This window comes from Dethiosulfovibrio faecalis, assembly GCF_021568795.1.
GTDB classification, from domain to species: domain Bacteria; phylum Synergistota; class Synergistia; order Synergistales; family Dethiosulfovibrionaceae; genus Dethiosulfovibrio; species Dethiosulfovibrio faecalis.
Map to the genome: position 1 here is coordinate 105,883 of NZ_JAKGUE010000002.1, position 18,807 is coordinate 124,689.

Consider the following 18,807-nt stretch of genomic DNA (forward strand, 5'->3'; position numbering starts at 1 on the left):
CTTGAATAAAATAGATAAATCCTTCTGGAACGGACGATCTGTGTTCGTGACGGGGCACACCGGGTTTAAAGGAGGATGGTTATCGCTCTGGCTGTCTTCTCTGGGAGCTCGGGTTCACGGCTATGCTCTGGATCCTCCTACGTCGCCCTCCTTTTTCGATGCCTTGAAGTTGGACGACATGATCGACTCCACCATAGGAGACGTAAGGAACCTAGATCTCATGATAGCCGAGATGAAAAGGACTAGTCCCGAAATAGTCTTCCATATGGCTGCTCAACCGCTTGTCAGGGAATCCTACAAAAACCCTATAGAGACCTACGATGTAAACGTAATGGGAACTGCCAAGGTCCTGGAAGCGGTTCGCAAAACCCCATCGGTACGGGCCGTAGTGGTAATAACCACCGACAAATGCTACGAAAACGGCGAACGTATATGGGGATACAGGGAAGACGAACCGCTGGGAGGATACGACCCCTACTCGAGCAGCAAAGCCTGCTCCGAAATAGTAGCCTCGGCCTATCGTCGCTCCTACTTCAACCCTGACGATTATGACAGGCACCGGGTCGCCCTGGCAACGGCTAGGGCCGGAAACGTCTTGGGCGGAGGCGACTGGGCCAAGGACAGGCTGGTTCCCGACTGTTTTAGATCCATCCTTGCCGGTGAGCCGGTGATTATCCGAAGTCCCTATGCGGTTCGTCCGTGGCAGCACGTTCTGGAACCTCTGTCGGGCTACCTTTGTCTTGGAAAACTGCTCTATCAGGCTGGACCGGAATACGGAGAGAGCTGGAACTTCGGTCCTCTGGACAGAGACGAACAGACGGTCGAAAAAGTGGTCGGCAAACTCTGCGAACTATGGGGCGATCGGGCCGGATACGAGATAGGGGAGGATCCGGAAAGACTCCACGAAGCCTCCATGCTTAGGCTGGACTGTTCCAAAAGCCGGTTCAGACTCGACTGGCTTCCCGAATGGTCCCTCGAACAGGCGCTGCTTGCGTCGGTGGAATGGACCAAGGCTTGGAGTAACGGTGCCTCGAGCGACGAGATGACGACGATCTCCGTCGATCAGATAGACAAATATTCCAATGGAGAGAGCTAGCCTTATGACTGAAAAAGAAGCCCTAAGAAAAGAGATCTTGGAACTGGTCGGTCGTTACTGTGATATGGAAGACGACGCCCGGTCTTATAGAACCGGAGATAGAATTCCATACGGAGGAAGAGTCTACGACTCTCGGGAGGTAACCGCTTTGGTAAATGCCTCCTTGGACTTCTGGCTTACGGCGGGACCGGAAGCCTCGGGATTCGAGAGCGAATTCGCCGACTTCCTGAACATCCGTCATTGCTCTTTGGTCAACTCGGGTTCCTCCGCCAACCTCCTTGCCTTCATGGCCTTGACGTCGCCTCTTCTGGGAGACAGAAAGATCTCCAGAGGAGACGAAGTCATAACCGTGGCTGCCGGTTTCCCCACCACAGTTGCCCCTGTCGTCCAGTACGGCGCCGTGCCGGTATTTGTGGACGTCTCGTTGCCTACGGCGGATGTAGACGTCCACATGTTGGAAGATGCTTTGTCCGAAAAGACCAAGGCTGTGATGATAGCCCATACCCTGGGAAACCCCTTTGACCTGGCCTCGGTCAAGGACTTTTGCGATTCCCACAATCTGTGGCTGGTGGAGGACAACTGCGACGCTCTAGGCTCCAAATATCTCATGGACGGAAAATGGCGCTACACCGGAACCATAGGACACCTGGGCACCTCCAGTTTCTATCCTCCACACCACATGACCATGGGAGAAGGGGGAGCGGTGTACACAGACGATCCCTTGCTTCATCGTATAGTTCGGTCCATGAGGGACTGGGGGAGAGACTGTACCTGTCCTTCTGGAGTGGATAACTCCTGCGGCCATAGATTTACCGGTCGTTATGGAGAATTACCCGAGGGATACGACCATAAATATGTATACTCCCACCTGGGTTACAACCTTAAAGCGACGGACCTGCAAGCTGCGATAGGGCGGATCCAGATAGAAAAACTGTCTGATTTCGTTGAAGCCAGAAAGAAAAATTGGGCCTATCTCAGAAAACGGATGGACAGGTACAGTGATCGTCTTATCTTGCCCGAGGCCACGGAGAACAGCGATCCCAGTTGGTTTGGCTTTCTCTTGACCGTCCGAGACGGAGCCGGTTTTTCCAGAGACGAAGCTGTAAGACATCTCGAATCCAGAGGGATCCAGACCAGGATGCTCTTTGCGGGGAACCTCATAAAACATCCCTGTTTCGACGATATGAGGAAACAGGGGATCGGATACAGGCAGATAGGACCTCTCGCTACCACCGACAGGATAATGACCGACAGTTTCTGGATCGGGGTATATCCTGGATTGGACGAGAGAAGATTGAACGCAATGGCAGAGGCAATTGAAGAGCTCTGCGAGAGGTGATCTCCTCCGTTCATGGCTTGACCCCCTGGCGGATCTCGCCATGGACCTGGCGGACGATCTGAAGGGCAGCCGGATTCTCTTGACCGGTGGAACCGGCTTCGTAGGCACATGGATAACCTCGCTGCTTATGGCGATGAAAGACCGTGGTGCTGCCTTCGATCTCGCCATATTGTCCAGAAAACCGAACGTTTTAAGAGCCCGACTCGGAGCTTTCTTCGACCTCTCCTCTCTGGAGCTGATACCCTCGGATCTTACTGCGCCTCCTTTGGAGCTTCCTCGCTTCGACATGGCTATCCATGCCGCTGGCGAGATATCTCCCGGGGTGACCTGGCCGATGGTTGAGAAAAGCCTTGTCTCCGCCACCGGATCGGTCGCCGATGAACTGGGAAAGAACGGCTGTCGCCGCTTCCTCTTCATAAGTTCAGGAGCCGTCTACGGTGATAGTGGAAATCCCGGCGGAGTGGCGGAAAACTGTTGCCTCGCTCCCGATCCCTGCGGTGGAGATATCTACGGAAACGCCAAGAGATGGGCCGAGACCCTGTCTCTCATGTACGGTAGAAAATGGGGAATGGAGGTTACCATAGCCCGATGCTTTGCATTTTCCGGTTTCTTTTTGCCTCTGAACGGTCGTTTTGCCCTAGGAAACTTCATTTCCGACGGTATAAAGAAAGATCCCGTCGTCGTCCGTGGTACAGGAACTCCATTAAGATCCTATCTGGACGGCAGCGATATGGCCCTTTGGCTCTTGACCCTATTGGTTCGTGGAAAAGACGGAAGACCCTACAACGTTGGTTCTCCATATCCGATCTCCATAGGAGATACCGCCGCCATGGTTGCCGATATGAGTGGAACCAGGGTCGAGATCCTGAACGGACAGGACGGCAGAGGGGATTATTACCCTGCGACCGACAGAATAGAGGAAGATCTCGGTTTGAATCCTACCGTGGATTTGGTGGAATCCATAGAAAGAACGATAGTCTGGAACGGAGGGGACGTTCTATGAAGGCGAGCGACTGGATAGCTCGATATCTGGCGGATATCGGAGTGGATACGGTGTTCGAGATGATAGGCGGCATGACCACCCATATGCTCGACTCCATATACCGAGAGGGAAGAAGCCGTATAGTGACGGTACATCACGAACAGGCCGGTGCCATAGCTGCCTGCGGCTGGGCCCAGGTGAAAGGGCTTCCCGGCGTCGCTCTGGCTACCAGCGGTCCAGGAGCGGTCAATCTGTTGACTGGAATAGGGACTTGCTACTTCGATTCGATCCCGGCGGTATTTCTTACCGGTCAGGTGAACAGAAACGAGCTCAGCACAGGGTTTTCGATGAGACAGCTCGGCTTTCAGGAAACCGACGTCGTCTCCATGGCTAAGGCCGTAACAAAAGGGGCGGTCCAGGTTACCGATCCAGAGGACACCCCGAAGATAATGGACTGGGCCTTTAAGACCGCTATGGAGGGCCGCCCCGGACCGGTGCTCATAGACATACCTATGGACGTCCAAAGAGGGGAGATAACCGAACCTTACGATGCCCCCGAGCTAACGAAAGATCCCGATAAAGGGTCGATCTGCGGAGCGGACCGTTTCCTAGATAGGGTGAGAAACTCCCTGTGCAAGGCCAACCGTCCTCTCATACTGGTGGGGAGCGGTGTCGTTCGTTCCGGTATCTCCGAGGAGGTCTCGTCTCTCGTTCGAAAGCTGAAAGTTCCATCGGTCTTTTCCCTTATGGGGAAAGGAACCCTAAAGGATTGCGGAGAGCTTTCGGTGGGAATGATAGGAACCTACGGAAACAGATGGGCCAACTATGCCCTGGCTAGATGCGATCTGCTTCTCGTCCTGGGCAGCCGTTTGGACATTCGCCAAACCGGCGTGGACACCGAGGGCTTTACCAGGCAAAAAGAGGTCTTTCAGGTGGATATCGATCCTTCCGAGATAGAGGGTCGAATAACCGCCACAGAATCCCTGGTGGCCGATCTTCGTTCCCTGGTCCCTCTCATGGCGGACAAGATAATGCCAGCCCCCTCTTTCGACGATTGGCGAAGCGAGATATCCGAGAGAAGACGACTTTGGGACGATACGGAAGAGCTGGGGCGGATCGAAGGGATAAACCCCAACGGTTTTATGCGTATGTTGGGCTTGAGAAGCCCCGATGCGTCTGCCTTCGTGACCGATATAGGGGCCAATCAGATGTGGGCCGCCCAGTCCTTGGACACAGACGGAAGACCTTTCATCAGCTCCGGTGGGATGGGTGCGATGGGATACGCTCTACCTGCCGCCATGGGTGCCTCCATCGGATTCGGGCAGACGCCCGTGGTCGTTGTGGTCGGAGACGGGGGCATGCAATGCAACATACAGGAGCTACAGACCATAGTCAGGAACAAGCTTCCCCTGAAAATAGTGGTTATGGACAACGGGTCGCTTGGGATGGTGCGACAGTTTCAGGAAGCCTATCTGGGTGGACGCTATCCCGGTACGGTCTGGGGATACGACGCTCCCGACTTCTGCCGGGTCGCGGAGGCCTATGGGATAGAGGCGAGGAGAGTCGAAGATCCCGCTTTCGTGGAGGATGCTCTGGCGTGGCTGTGGAGGGATCCCGAAAAGCCCTCTCTGTTGTCTGTGAGAATCTTGCCAGGCGTAGGGGTCGCCCCGAAGATGGCTTTCGGAAAGGGATTGGACGAAATGGAGCCTGAAAGATGAGTTCTAAAATCGGAGTGTGTATTTTATCCTACAACAGGCCTGAGTATCTGCGAAAGGCGATCGAGTCGGTATTGAACCAGTCTCTTCGTCCTTCCTGGATAGAGATCATGGACAACGGGAGCGATCCATCCGTAAGGGAGTCTGTTAGAGGGTGGATCGAGGATGGATCGATCCTATGGAAAGGTGAGTCCGTAAACAAAGGTGTCCATTGGAACTTCCAAAAGGCTCTGACAAGAGGAGATTCCATGGACTATCTTTATATAATGCACGACGATGATGTCCTTCTTCCCTCTTTTTTGAAAGAAGGGGTGGGGTTTATGTTGAATCATCCCGAATTGGTAGCATTGGCCTGTAACGGGTACGAGATCGATTCCGACGGAATCAGGATAGGCAATCTCCATAATCCTAAAAGGCGAAAGAGCGTGGAGTTTTTTTCCTCCGTGGTAGATATGGTCAACCTCTATATGAAAACTTTCATGGCCTTCCCCTCCGTCATATACAGAGGGGAGTTTCTTGCGGGTGTAGAGGTTCCCAGTCGATTCGGCCAGTTGATGGATGTTGTGTTTCTCACGGAATTGGCCCGAAAGGGCGGTTTGGCATACCTAAATAAGCGTCTTTTTGAGTATAGGGTCCATGGCGGTCAGGACTCCACCGTTTTCAAGGAAGACGATTGGCGACTTCTGGAAAAGTATTATCTGTCTTTATCGAAAGATTTCCCAAGATTATCCTGGAGGATAAAAGTATATCTAGTTAGGCGCAGACTATCCAGATATTGGAAAAAGATAAAGCGAAAGTTGTTTTGTTGAATTGGTTTTGCGGTTTGGGAGGGATATTTCAGTGCACATCTGTATGATAGGAACAGGCTACGTCGGACTCGTGACGGGAACCTGCCTTGCCGAGGTGGGACACAGCGTCTGGTGCGTCGACGTTGACGGATCCAAAATAGAACGACTTAAAAACGGGGAGATCCCCATATACGAACCGGGCCTGGAGGACGTGGTTTCCCGCAACGTGAAACAGGGGAGGCTGAGATTTACCACCGACCTGAAGGAAGCTCTGGACGACAGCCCTTTCGTGTTCATCGCCGTGGGTACGCCTCCGGGAGAGGATGGTTCCGCAGATCTTCGGTACGTTCTAGACGCGGCCAGACAGATAGGATCCGCCATGGACGACTACAAAATCGTGGTGGTGAAATCCACCGTTCCGGTGGGGACTACGGAAAAGGCGAGGCTGTGCGTTTCGGAAGAGCTCGGTATAAGGGGACGAGACGACCTCGACTTCGACGTGGCGTTTTGTCCCGAGTTCCTCAAGGAAGGCTCGGCCATAGACGACTTCATGAGCCCCGACAGGGTGGTTATAGGGACGGACAATCAGAAGACCGCTGATCTGCTGGGGGAGCTTTTCTCCGCCTTCAGTTTCAGGGAAGACCGGATAATATTCATGTCCATTCCATCGGCGGAGCTCACAAAATACGCGTCCAACTCTATGCTGGCCACCAGGATCAGCTTCATGAACCAGCTCGCCCGTTTTTGCGAGAAAATCGGAGCGGACATAGACCAGGTTCGCCACGGAATGGGAAGCGACGGTCGGATAGGATCGGCCTTTCTGTATCCCGGAGTGGGATACGGTGGATCCTGCTTTCCTAAAGACGTGAAAGCCCTCATTCACTCCGGCAGAAGCCATGGAGTTCCGATGACACTTCTGGAATCGGTGGAGGAGATAAACAAGAGCCAGAGAAAGTGGTTCTTCGATAAGATACTGAGCCACTACGGAGCGGACATATCGGGCAAGATCTTCGCTATCTGGGGGCTCAGCTTCAAGCCCAACACGGACGATATAAGGGAGGCCCCTGCACTGGACATAATTCCATGGCTGCTTGAAAAAGGGGCGGGTGTTAGGGCCTACGACCCGGTGGCACAGGAAAACGCCAAGGCGGCGTTGCCGAATACGGAGGGCATAGTCTACTGCGACGATAACTATCAAGCTCTGGAGAACACCGATGCCTTGATTCTGCTTACCGAATGGCTCCCATTTCGCCGTCCCGAGTTCGACATGATGAAAGATCTGATGAGAGGGCACGTCCTTTTCGACGGAAGAAATCAATATAGGCCGGACCGGATGGCGGAGCTGGGGTTCGTTTATTACGGGATAGGCAGGTATGTAAGATAAACTAGAGGCCGATTCCGTTCGGGGTCGGCCTCTATGATTTCATGCCTTGAAAAGCTTCATTATCTCCTCGAAACAGTCCACCGTTTCCCTTGAGGAGAACTTGGGGCTTAGTCTTTCTCTGATGGTGACCAGGTCCTCGACCGACTCCTTCGTGCCGTAGACTCTGTATATCTCCGCCAACGTGGGGATTATGTGTTTTAACAGAGATGGATCCTTCTTGAAATGTCCGATGCCGCCTCTCTCTCCGAAGTAGGATCCCACCACCTGGTCCAGGTTCTCAGGCGTGGCGTGTCCCATCCAGTAGCTGGCGAAACAGACTGTTGGTTTTTGAGATAAAATCGACTCTATTGCCGACGTCGATGCGGCGCACACCGCGTTCGAGCGATCTATCCAAGGTCTGGGGTCCGGCTTTGTTCCGATCACGTTTACGCATTGCTCTCCCATTTTACGGTTTATGGCCGCCGCCATATTTCGAAACTTCAGCAATCGCCAACCGCCGCCTCCTACGACTGTTATGGAGGCGGAGGGGATCGCCTTTTTTAGTTCTTCCATGTGTTCCATAAGGTACACCATGCCGGGGGTCTTGTAACCGCTGAGGCGACCGAAACAGGTTATGACGAATGGGTCTTTAGGGGGAAGCGGAGTCGCCCTGACCGCCGTGTCGAGAGGCCTCGGAAGCTTCATTATGGGGGTTCCCGACGAGTGCCGAGGGAGGGTTTGAAGTATGGGGTCCTCCGCGCCGGCCCATGCGTCGCTCCATTTTACTAGCGAGGAGACGTCCCTTCCGGGTTTATCCGTTTTTTCCAGGTGATCGAGAAAGTAGGTTACCACCGGTTTGTCCAGTATCCTCTTAAGTCTGGTTGCCAGAGGGAAGGATCGTCTGGAATCGGTCATTATGACGTCCGGATCGAATTCCCTGCCCTTCTTATCGAACCAACGGTTGCCTACCGTAAGGGATGGACATTGTATAACCTTGATCCCTTCTTCTCTGTATCGGCTCTGAAAACCCTTGCCGGCCCATCGACCCAGCACCGCCACCTGATGCCCCGCTCTGCTGAGAGCCGTTCCGACATGAAGGATGTACGATGTAACTCCGTCTATTATCAGTGAGTCGGAGCAGAAGAGTATCTTATAGCCCATGGTAGTGGCCTCTCTTTCCTCGATCTGTGAGTTTTTCGCTGTCATTGTACATCAAAAGACGGTTTAATACCCTTGCGTCTTCGGAAAGTGATGCTATAATACGTTTTGAGGGCTTTTCGCCCCACCGAAGGACTTTGACAACTTGACCTTTGGATCAAACAGTTTCGATAGTCGCGACGATATCCCGATGGCAGGAAAGGAGGTGCACGACCCCCAGCCAACAAGGAAGGAGCGACTTGAGAAAACGCATCGGTTCCGAACAGGGACGAAGTGCCGTAGTCGGAGAAGGAAACGAGGAAACTTCCCGGACGAAAGCCCTTTAGATCCCCTAGGTTCCGAGCGGATATAAAACACCTAACCAAGGGGGTTACTAAACATGAAGAAACTTTGTGCACTTCTGGCAGTCGTGGCTCTTGTGGCTTTCGCCGCTCCCGCCTTCGCCGCCAATCCTTTCATGGACGTTCCTATGAACCACTGGGCCTACGATGCAGTGGGACAGCTTGCCGCCAGGGGAATCATCTCCGGTTATCCCGACGGCACCTTCAAGGGCAACCAGCCTATCACCCGTTACGAGATGGCTTCCGTGACCGCTCGTGCTCTGGCCGTTATCGACATGGAGAAGGCCAGCAAGCAGGATGTCGAGATGCTGAAGAGACTCGTCGTCGAGTTCAAGGACGAGCTTGATGCTCTCGGCGTAAAGGTCGACAAGATCGACAGCCGTGTGGCCGTTCTCGAGGAGAACATCGGCGGATGGAAGTTCTGGGGCGAGTTCCGCTTCGACGCTAAGTTCACCGACGGACAGGGCGCCTATCTTGGCGGAACCGACGACACCGACTTCTCCGTAAGCCGTTACCGTATCTGGATGAGAAAGACCGTTGACGACAAGGTCACCTTCACCGCCCGTCTCGGCGTTAACGACGGCACCGACGTCAACTGGGACCGTTACTGGGTAGACGTCAAGCTTCCCTGGGACGTTAACATGATGGTAGGCCGCTGGCTCATCGACTGGGAAGGCGACGATGGTCTCTACACCGATAACGATGCTTTCTTCACCGACCGTACTTTGAACGGTTTCTACTTCCAGAAGAGCTTCGGAATGGGTGAGGTTGCCGCTTATGCATCTCACGGCGATCTTGGCCTTGATGTCAACGCTCTCAACCAGGCTGTTATCGATGTCGACGGTTATGAGTACGGTGCTCGTGCCAAGTTCAACTTCAACGAGACCTTCTGGCTCTCCTTGAACGGAATCTGGTTCAGTCCCGATTTCATCAACGGAGTCGCCGCCAACAACGCCGACCTCCAGAACCTTTGGGCTGCCGCCGGTGTCAACTTCAACTCCAACATCGCCTTCAAGGCTATGTACATCGATCAGGATCTTGACGCTTTCAACGGTGCTATGGGCGAGGGTAAGAACCTCAGAGCTATCCTTGACGTCAAGCAGGAGGCCCTTAAGTTCACCTCTCTGTGGATCGAGTACAACGATTTCGACGACAACTTCCTTGCTATCACCGACGATCCCTGGAACAACTACGGTGGTGGACCCTTCGGTCGTACTCTTGGACTTAACTACGATTCTCTTATCTTCGTTAAGGCCGAGCAGAAGTGGAACGATAAGTGGACCACTTTCGAGCGTTACGGTGCCGCCAGCGGAAACGTAGGTGTCGAGGATACCAAGAACATGACCTTCGGTGTCAAGTACTACTACACTCCCGCTCTTGCTTTCGAGCTCGCTTACGACGACATTCAGGATCGTCAGGGCGTTGCGGGAGCCGACGATCACCTTATTCGTCTGCGTACCCACGTCAAGTTCTAATCGGACTATCTGTAACTTAAAGGGACGAGGCCTCGGCCTCGTCCCTTTTTCTTTTGCCATTTGGTATAATGGCCTCCGAGGTGCAGAAAGGGAGGTTCTAAATCGATGTCTATAAAGAGAAAATTCGTTTTTACGGTTTCACTGTTGTGCCTGATGTCCGTGGCTCTATCCGCTTCTGCCTCCACCGATTCTATCTTATCCCGGTGGAGGAAGACGGTGAAGATAATGGACGAGGATAACGTGGGTTTCGTAGAGTTCACCGCCACCTATTATTCGGCCGAATATATCCAGGCGCTGGTTCAAAAGGAGGCCAAGGCCAACCTTTGGACCAAGGACGAGGAGGAGAACTACAAGTACCAACTCCTCAAGACCCTCCAGCTGGAGCGCAACATACCGATCTTCATAGAGATCAACAACTACGGTTCCGCACTTCGTATGGCCCCCTTCGGTGATCAGGTGGAATTGTGGATAAACGGGAAGGCCTATTCTCCGGTGGACTACGATAAGCGCTTCAACTTCAAACTTACCGGCAAGAGGGATGGTTTCGTCTACTTTCCCCGCTATAACGAGGAGACCGGCCAATCGCTTCTTACCAAGGCTAAGACCGTCAAGTTTTCGATCGATTCGGGTGTAAGTCCTATGTCCATGGGGCGTTCCTCCATCGACTTTCTCTGGGACGTTCACAGGGACAACCCCGATCAGTTCTTCACGGGCAAGGCCGCCGAGAGACTGGAGCTGGATCGTTTGATAATACGCCTGGGCAACCTCAAGGGACAGAGGGATGAGATCCAGAAGCAGCTGGACGAGCTCGACGCCGAACTGGTTAGAATTCAATCCCGCATAGACGAGCTCCAGAGTAAATAAACGATTCCGTTTTTTCAGGTCGAGTTCAAAGCTCCCGGTCCAAAAGGACCGGGAGCTTTTTTATCCTACCATGATAAAATGGGGGCAAAGTTTTTATTCCGGGAGGGTGACCGATGAAACGTATCGCAGTGCTCACCAGCGGGGGCGATGCTCCTGGCATGAACGCGGCAATAAGGGCCGTGACCAGGTCCGCCATATACAACAAAGCCGAGGTCTACGGCGTGTTTCAGGGCTACGAGGGGCTTATGGATGGGGCCTTTCAACGCCTGGAGCCTCGAGACGTGGGGGGCATCATCCACAGAGGGGGAACCATCCTGCGTACCGCCAGGAGCGAGAGGTTTCGGACCGACGAGGGGCTGGCCGATGCGGTGGCGTCTCTCGAGAGGCATTCCATAGACGGACTGGTGGTGATAGGCGGTGACGGGTCTTTCAAGGGAGCCTATGAGCTCCATAAGCTGGGGGTGCCGGTGGTTGGCGTTCCCGGGACCATAGACAACGATGTTGCCGGTACCGACGAGACCATAGGCTACGATACGGCCCTGAACACCGCCTTGGAGGCGGTCAAAAAGCTGAGAGACACGGCGTCCAGCCACGATAGGCTATTTATAGTTGAGGTCATGGGGAGAGAGGCCGGCTTTTTGGCCCTCAACGTGGCTGTAGCGAGCGGAGCCGAGTTCGTGGTGGTTCCGGAGAGAAGGTTCGACGTGGGGTTCCTCTGCGATAGGCTTCATCAGTCCAGAAAGGCGGGCAAGCAGCATTCGCTGATAGTGGTGGCCGAGGGGGCCATGTCCGCCGTGGAGCTTAAGGACAGGCTGAAGGATACCGGAGGCTACGACGCCAGGGTTACAGTTTTGGGTTATATCCAGCGGGGCGGTTCGCCCACCTCCTTCGACACCATCCTGGCGTCTCGAATGGGAGCCTTCGCTGTCGATAGGCTGATGGAAGGGGAAAGTGGCATTATGGTAGGTACCGTGTGTCACGAGATGGTGGCCGCCCCTCTCAGCCGTTCCTGGGAGGGCAGAAAACCTCTCAATCCGGAATTGATAGAATTGGTGGACAGGCTCAGCATATGATGGGCATATTCGAATCTCTGGTCGGTTTGGTGGCGTCGAATCGTTCGGGGAGAGGCCCTGCCAGGCTCTGTTCTCCCTCTCTCATGTCCTCGGTGCTAAAGATTTTGACCAAGGCCCGCAGGGTCGCAGTGGTGACTGGATTTTTCATTCCCTCTGCCGGAGTTCCCGAGACGGACGGTCCCGGAGGTTCCGCCGCTTTGGCCAGGGCCGTCGATCTTTCCGGGCGAGAGTCGTCTTTGTGGACCGATGAGAGGTGTCTTTCCGTGGTGGCATCGGCGTCGAGAGCCATCGACGGCGTAGCCCCTCGAACGGCCTCAAACGGATCCGATATATTGAGCTGGAAACCGGATCTTCTCGTCTATCTGGAGCGGCTTGGAAGGGCGGCGGACGGAGGGTATTACAACATGAGAGGGCAGGACGTGTCGTCCACGGCGGTCCCCTTGGATGACGCCGTTTTAACGAAGCCCGAGGGAGTTGTCGTTATCGGTGTCGGAGACGGCGGCAACGAGGCCGGGATGGGGAACCTCAGACGAGAACTGGGGAAACTTACGCCGTCTTACGGCAGATTTCTCTCTGTGGTGGACTCTGACGCCCCGTTGCCGGTGGATGTCTCGGATTGGGGAGGATATGCCCTCGCCGGGGCCCTGTCTTTGAGTTGCGGTGAATGGTGTGGAGTGAACCCCGACGAGGTGGTCTCCATGATAAAAGCCGAGGTGGCTGCTGGTGCGGTGGACGGAGTCACTCTCAAAGGGGAGCCCTCGGTGGACGGCTTTCCTCTGGAGATTCAACGTTCCGTAGCGGCCGGTATCAGGGATGTTGTGGAGTCTCAGTTGTGCAGCCCGGTTCCCTGAAGTCTACGTTTCAGAGTTGCCGAGAGAGGTAGGGCTATCGCAGCTCCTATTCCGGTCTGGACCATGTCGGTCATGAGCTCTATCGGAGCGGCGGCCCAGCCGTAAAGCAACCCGGCGGATATGGAGTATCCCGCCGCCATGACCGTCGCTCCGGCGGCTATGGCTCTTATCTTTCCCGAAGGGGCCAGACGGCCTACCACATATCCTTCCAGGCCCTTTATAGTCAGGGTCAAAGGGGCCCATAGAGGGTATCCCAGTATAAGGTCCGCCAGGGCGGCCCCCAGGCCTCCGCAGACGGCTCCGTATCTCGGGCCCAGCAGTATCGCCACGGTGTAGATTATCCCCTCGCCCAAATTGAAATATAGCCTGAAACCTGGGACCGGGGCACTGAGCATGGTGGCTCCCGTCACCATGGCAGCTGTTAAGGCTCCGAGCACGATTTTTCTGGTGGTTGTGACGTCAGTCATGTTCGATCTTCCTTTCTTTTCCCGGAAATATCTCTTTTAGCTTGCCTTGACCGTTCCATATCTGGTACTATCTCTTTGTGGTGTTTTTCAGCTTCAGTATAGGGGGTCGCTCCCCATGTGGCTCGGTCCAGTTTTGAGGTTTTTGAAGCCTAGATTGGACCACTCCGGCCCGGAATGGTGTGTCATCGTTGAAAAGCGAAAAATCCTTTGCCCTCTTCGTGTTTTCCTCCATATTGTTCTTTGCCCTTTTTTTTCTGTGGATTACCTTTCATAGAGGACCTCTCGGAAGCGTCCGAATCGAGCGCGCCGTCGTATGTGTAGACGTGGACGATTCCGCCGTGCCCTATGGGGTTGGAGATCGTTTCTACTTCGGGGTTCGACAGCTATGTATGCTTATGGATTCTACCGGGGGAGAAGATAACGATTCCGTTAGGCTTAGATGGTACTATCGTGGACAGTTGATACACGAGGAGATTCAGCTTCTAGGAGACGGAAGAGACGAGAGCAGGATGTTCTACCTATTGAGAGAGGACGGAGCTCCTCTGCCTCTGGGGGCTTATGAGATTCAGGTGGATCTGAACGATCGTCCGATCAGGAGGATTCCCTTCGCCGTTGTGGAGGGAAATGGGACCACCGCAAAATCAGAATGAGAGGAATCAGCGTGCAATGACCCAAGAAAACAAAAATGTCAATATGGAGGGTGAAGGTGTGAGTTCCGATAGGGCCGATAACGGCAGGAACAACAAGAAAACCCCTCCTAGACCCCGTTTTACCTACGGCAACCTGGTCGCCATGACCCTGCCTGATCTTCGAAAAATAGCCAAGGAGGCAGATCTGTCCGGTTTTTCCTCCCTTCGCAAGGATGATCTCATACTGGCTATTCTCGAATCCCAGGCTAGACAGATGAACACCCGTTTCGGCGGTGGCACACTGGAGGTTATGACCGACGGTTACGGTTTCCTTCGTCCTAAGGGACTACTTCCCAGCGACAACGATATATACGTTTCGGCGTCCCAGATAAGAAGGTTTGGACTGAGAAACGGAGACGTCATCTGGGGTATGGTAAGAAAACCCAGAGATCAGGAACACTACGAGGCCCTGCTCAGGGTCGAGGTCGTGAACTTTACCGATCCTGAGGCAGCCAAGCATCGCCCCCATTTCGGACAGTTAACCCCTATTTTCCCCGACGAAAAACTGAATCTGGAGACCCATCCCAGAAAATTGGCCACTCGGCTGGTGGACCTCTTTTCTCCTATAGGAAAGGGACAGCGTTCTCTGGTGGTTTCCCCTCCCAAGGCGGGAAAGACCACCATACTGAAGGATCTGGCCAACGCCGTTACTATCAATCACCCCGAGATAATCCTTATGGTTTTGCTCATAGACGAGCGTCCGGAAGAGGTAACCGATATCGCTCGTTCCGTGGACGGCGAGATAATAGCCTCTACTTTCGACCGTCCTGCCGAGGAGCACATGAGGGTGGCGAATCTGGCGTTGGAGAAGGCCAAGAGGCTGGTGGAGGCTGGCAAGGACGTGGTGTTGCTTTTGGACTCCATAACCAGGTTGGCCAGGGCTTCCAACCTGACCGTCCCTCCTTCTGGACGTACCCTTTCTGGAGGAATGGACCCCGCTGCACTCTATTTTCCCAAGAGGTTCTTCGGAGCTGCCAGGAACATAGAGGAGGGGGGGAGCCTGACCATAATAGGAACCGCTTTGGTGGATACGGGCAGTCGCATGGACGACGTCATCTACGAGGAGTTCAAGGGAACTGGCAACATGGAGATACATCTTTCGAGAAAGCTGGCGGAGCAGCGCATTTTCCCCGCCGTGGATATTGGACGTTCCGGAACGAGGAGGGAGGACCTCCTGCTTTCCGAGGACGATCTTCAGAGGATGTGGGGGCTCAGACGAAAGCTGGCAAATGTGGACGAGGCCGGAGCTTTGAACCTTATAATAGATCGTCTGAGAAAGACTTCCGACAACGAGGAATTCCTGCAGGGAATCAAAAAGTCCTGATTTTTACTGAGTCTCGGGAGGGTTGCCTTTTTCGCTTTTCCCGTATATTGTAAAAGACGGCGGCGAGCTGTCGTTGAGGGAGCGTGGTGAAATGTGAACAGAGGACCATCTAATGGGAGTTCATGGCATCTCGGTTTTATGACGATCGTGGTTATCATGCTTTGCGGGGCCTCTTTTCTGGCTTTTTTCGCCGGTGAAAGATCCGGCGAGAGCTGGGGGTATTCCGCTCCTTCCGATTCTGCCGGTGAGATCCCGTCTAGGTTCGTGGTCGTCGATATGTCCAGGGCCTTGGCGGCAATAAAGGGAGTTCACGGAGACGAGGAGGAGCCTACCGGTATAGGTCCCATCCCCTCCGATCCCATGTACCAGGAAGGGGAGGTTCTCCTGGAAGAGGTCTCCGCCGAGGAAGACCCCGTTCCGTTGTCTAAGCAGGGTATGGACGAGGGGGATCTCGACGATAGCCTCGGTTTGGACGAACTCAAGAGCGGTTCAAGGTCCGGTAAACTGGCCAGTCGGCTTGAACAATCGCCGGGCAAGGTGGACGCTATGGAGGGGGTAACTCTAGACGAAGTCTCTATCGTTTGGAAGGAGCATTCGATAAAACCGGGAGAGACCCTTTTCGTGTTGGCTCAAAATTCGAATCTATCTCAGAGGGATATAATCAAGGCCAACGAACTCAAAAACCCTGACCGTCTTTCTTTGGGGCAGGTGTTGCTGCTTCCCCGTTCGCCTTCCGATGTGGACGCTACCTTGGACGAGGTCAGGCGAAGGAGGGAAAAGGAAAAGGCCAAGGAGGATAGGGTTGTTCCTTTCTCCACGAAAACCTACAAGGTCAAAAACGGGGACAGCCTCTGGAGCATATCCAACAAGTTCAACGTCACCATCGATACCTTGTTCAGCGCCAATGATCTCAGCGATCCGGATAAGCTTAAACCCGGCATGACATTGAAAATCCCTAACCAGGACGGAGTTTTTTATAAAGTCAAAAAGGGAGACACTTTAGGCAAGATTGCCTCCGCCTATTCGGTCGATATAAACAGAATAGTGGACACCAACGGTATAGAGCAGAAAAAGCTTATATCGGTGGGGCAGGAGCTTTTCCTCCCCGGAGCCAGCCAGGTGGCCGGAAGCTACAGTCAACCGGCATCCAGGAGCGGATCGGTGTCCCGTAGCAGCCGTTCGTTCCGTTGGCCCGTGGTCGGGAGGATAAACAGTCCCTTCGGATGGAGAAGGCATCCCATCTCGAAGAGAAGGTCTTTCCATACGGGCGTGGACATCAAGGCTTCCAGGCATACCAGGATACGTGCCGCCAGGTCCGGTCGAGTCGTATACGCCGGTTGGATGGGCGGTTACGGAAGGGTGGTAGTCGTGAAACACGACAGCACCTACAGCACCCTTTACGCTCATTGTCAGAAGCTTTACGTGAGGAAGGGACAGAAGGTCTCGGCCGGAAAGGTCGTGGCGACCGTCGGCACCAGCGGAAGGTCCACCGGTCCCCATCTTCATTTCGAGATCCGGATCAACAACAAGCCGGTTAATCCTCTCAAGTATCTTCGGTGAGGTAATGTAATCCCGATTCGGGTATAATCTGGGCGTGGGCCAGGTTCCCTGGTCCTGCCCTTTTTGTTTTTAAAATTTCAGGGGATGGTGAGATATAATGGCTAAGTTCGTGCTCGTGACTGGAGGTGTCGTGTCCTCTCTGGGCAAGGGGATAACGGCGTCTTCGTTGGGAGTTTTGTTAAAGAAAAGAGGTTTCAAGGTCTCTATTTTAAAGCTCGACCCCTACATAAACGTCGATGCCGGAACTATGAATCCTTTTCAGCATGGAGAGGTTTTCGTTACAGACGACGGTGCCGAGACCGATCTGGACCTGGGGCACTACGAGAGGTTCATCGACGAAAACCTTTCCTCGGCAAACAACGTCACCACCGGTAAAATATATTCGAGGGTGATCGATAAGGAGAGAAAGGGCAGATATCTGGGAGCTACCGTTCAGGTCATCCCCCATATTACCAACGAGATACAGGAGAGTATTCTTAAGGCCTCCGAGGGGGTCGACGTGGTGATAGTGGAGATAGGTGGCACCGTTGGAGATATAGAGGGGCTTCCTTTTCTGGAGGCCATTCGTCAGCTTGCCTCCAGGGTTGGAAGGGAGAACCTTCTCTATTGCCATGTGACTTTGATCCCCTATATAGATGCTGCCGGAGAGCTTAAGACCAAACCGACCCAGCATAGCGTACAGGAGCTTCGAAAAATCGGGATACAGCCGGATGTCATAGTCTGTCGCTCCAGCCATCAAGTCCCTGCGGAGCTCAAGGACAAGATCGCCTTGTTCTGTAACGTCTCTCCCGATTCCATCGTGGAGGCGGCGGATGCCTCGACTATATACATGATTCCCATAAGTCTTTACGAGCAGGGATTCGACAAACTGGTGATGAGAAAACTCGGGTTGAACCCAGGCGAAGAGCCGGATCTCTCCGATTGGCGCAGGGTGGTGGACGGTTTTTCCTCTCCCTCCGGCTCGGTCAAGGTGGCCATGGTAGGTAAATACGTGGGGCTCAAGGACGCCTATCTCAGCGTCATTGAGGCGCTTTACCACGCCGGGATACACAACGACGTAAGGATCGATCTTTTACCGATAGAGGCCGAAGAGATAGAGACCAAAGGAGCCGAGGTGGTCTTGGAGGGGGTCGATGCGGTGTTGGTCCCCGGTGGTTTCGGATCCAGAGGTATAGAGGGAAAGATAGCTGCGGCCAGGTACGCTAGGGAGAACGGAATACCCTATCTGGGGCTCTGTCTGGGTCTACAGGTGGCGGTTATGGAATTTGCCAGAAACGTCTGTTCTCTGTCCGGAGCGAACAGCACCGAGATGGATCCGGGGACGCTGAATCCGGTGATTCACCTTATGGAGGATCAGAAGGGTGTCTCCGACATGGGCGGGACCATGCGTCTTGGAGCTTATAGGTGCGATCTGATCTCCGGGACCAAGTCTCGGGAGGCATACGGATCCGATTTTGTCATGGAGCGCCATCGCCATCGTTATGAGTTCAACAATCAGTATAGAGAGCGTCTGGAGGCCGCGGGACTCAAGGTAGCCGGGGTCTATTCGGAAAAAAATCTGGTGGAGATAATAGAGCTGACCGGTCATCCCTGGTACGTGGGGGTTCAGTTCCATCCCGAATTCCGCTCCCGACCGGTTCGTCCTCACCCTCTTTTCATGGGGTTGGTAGGTGCCGCCTTGGAGCGAAAGGGCGACTAATTTTTTTGAGGAGGTTGTCTTGA

The 18,807-nt window shown here is 54.0% G+C and carries 16 protein-coding genes; 14 read left to right on the top strand and 2 right to left on the bottom strand.

The features are described from left to right. The first annotated feature begins 1 nt into the window (after position 1). The 6 genes from rfbG to L2W58_RS02625 are packed head-to-tail and all read left to right on the top strand — an operon-like array spanning position 2 to position 7,304. Positions 2-1,096: a CDP-glucose 4,6-dehydratase gene (gene rfbG, locus L2W58_RS02600; RefSeq protein WP_236101457.1), complete on the top strand. Its 1,095-nt coding sequence runs from the start codon at positions 2-4 to the stop codon at positions 1,094-1,096. A 4-nt stretch (positions 1,097-1,100) separates the two neighbouring features. Further along, complete coding sequence (gene rfbH / locus L2W58_RS02605; RefSeq protein WP_236101458.1) at positions 1,101-2,435, top strand: lipopolysaccharide biosynthesis protein RfbH; 1,335 nt, start codon at positions 1,101-1,103, stop codon at positions 2,433-2,435. Then, the gene (locus tag L2W58_RS02610) at positions 2,413-3,438 is read left to right on the top strand and encodes an NAD-dependent epimerase/dehydratase family protein (RefSeq protein WP_236101459.1); all 1,026 of its coding nucleotides are present in this window, start codon (positions 2,413-2,415) and stop codon (positions 3,436-3,438) included. Before rfbH ends, L2W58_RS02610 begins: the two co-directional genes overlap by 23 nt. Next, a complete protein-coding gene (locus tag L2W58_RS02615) occupies positions 3,435-5,135 on the top strand; it encodes a thiamine pyrophosphate-binding protein (protein WP_236101460.1) in 1,701 nt (566 codons plus the stop codon). Before L2W58_RS02610 ends, L2W58_RS02615 begins: the two co-directional genes overlap by 4 nt. Beyond that, complete coding sequence (locus tag L2W58_RS02620) at positions 5,132-5,941, top strand: glycosyltransferase family 2 protein (RefSeq protein ID WP_236101461.1); 810 nt, start codon at positions 5,132-5,134, stop codon at positions 5,939-5,941. Before L2W58_RS02615 ends, L2W58_RS02620 begins: the two co-directional genes overlap by 4 nt. Before the next feature lie 31 nt (positions 5,942-5,972). Continuing rightward, positions 5,973-7,304, top strand: coding sequence for a UDP-glucose dehydrogenase family protein (locus L2W58_RS02625; RefSeq protein WP_236101462.1), 1,332 nt, complete (start codon positions 5,973-5,975; stop codon positions 7,302-7,304). Between the two features lie 39 nt (positions 7,305-7,343). Here L2W58_RS02625 and L2W58_RS02630 read toward each other — a convergent pair whose 3' ends face one another. After that, positions 7,344-8,444: a glycosyltransferase gene (locus L2W58_RS02630; RefSeq protein WP_236101463.1), complete on the bottom strand. Its 1,101-nt coding sequence runs from the start codon at positions 8,442-8,444 to the stop codon at positions 7,344-7,346. A 376-nt stretch (positions 8,445-8,820) separates the two neighbouring features. Here L2W58_RS02630 and L2W58_RS02635 point away from each other — a divergent pair, with 376 nt between their 5' ends. The 4 genes from L2W58_RS02635 (at position 8,821) to L2W58_RS02650 (ending at position 13,045) form a co-directional block, all read left to right on the top strand. Next, positions 8,821-10,257, top strand: coding sequence for an S-layer homology domain-containing protein (locus L2W58_RS02635; RefSeq protein WP_236101464.1), 1,437 nt, complete (start codon positions 8,821-8,823; stop codon positions 10,255-10,257). Positions 10,258-10,362: 105 nt separating this feature from the next. After that, positions 10,363-11,121 (top strand): hypothetical protein, encoded by a 759-nt coding sequence (locus tag L2W58_RS02640; RefSeq protein WP_236101465.1) that lies wholly within the window; start codon positions 10,363-10,365, stop codon positions 11,119-11,121. Positions 11,122-11,234: 113 nt separating this feature from the next. Next, on the top strand, positions 11,235-12,194 hold the full coding sequence (pfkA, locus tag L2W58_RS02645) for a 6-phosphofructokinase (protein WP_236101466.1): 960 nt from the start codon (positions 11,235-11,237) through the stop codon (positions 12,192-12,194). Continuing rightward, a complete protein-coding gene (locus L2W58_RS02650; protein ID WP_236101467.1) occupies positions 12,191-13,045 on the top strand; it encodes a glutamate cyclase domain-containing protein in 855 nt (284 codons plus the stop codon). Before pfkA ends, L2W58_RS02650 begins: the two co-directional genes overlap by 4 nt. Here L2W58_RS02650 and L2W58_RS02655 read toward each other — a convergent pair. Next, the gene (locus tag L2W58_RS02655) at positions 13,021-13,512 is read right to left on the bottom strand and encodes an ECF transporter S component (RefSeq protein WP_236101468.1); all 492 of its coding nucleotides are present in this window, start codon (positions 13,510-13,512) and stop codon (positions 13,021-13,023) included. The two genes, L2W58_RS02650 and L2W58_RS02655, sit on opposite strands and share 25 nt — an antisense overlap. Positions 13,513-13,700: 188 nt before the next feature. Between L2W58_RS02655 and L2W58_RS02660 the strand changes: the two genes are divergently transcribed. From L2W58_RS02660 to L2W58_RS02675, 4 genes are all read left to right on the top strand, one after another. Beyond that, on the top strand, positions 13,701-14,162 hold the full coding sequence (locus tag L2W58_RS02660; protein ID WP_236101469.1) for a hypothetical protein: 462 nt from the start codon (positions 13,701-13,703) through the stop codon (positions 14,160-14,162). Next, positions 14,137-15,525, top strand: coding sequence for a transcription termination factor Rho (gene rho, locus L2W58_RS02665; protein WP_255700355.1), 1,389 nt, complete (start codon positions 14,137-14,139; stop codon positions 15,523-15,525). The genes L2W58_RS02660 and rho overlap by 26 nt, the downstream gene beginning before the upstream one ends. A gap of 138 nt (positions 15,526-15,663) precedes the next feature. Continuing rightward, complete coding sequence (locus L2W58_RS02670; protein ID WP_236101470.1) at positions 15,664-17,085, top strand: LysM peptidoglycan-binding domain-containing protein; 1,422 nt, start codon at positions 15,664-15,666, stop codon at positions 17,083-17,085. A 97-nt stretch (positions 17,086-17,182) separates the two neighbouring features. Next, on the top strand, positions 17,183-18,784 hold the full coding sequence (locus L2W58_RS02675; protein ID WP_236101471.1) for a CTP synthase: 1,602 nt from the start codon (positions 17,183-17,185) through the stop codon (positions 18,782-18,784). Positions 18,785-18,807: the final 23 nt, after the last annotated feature.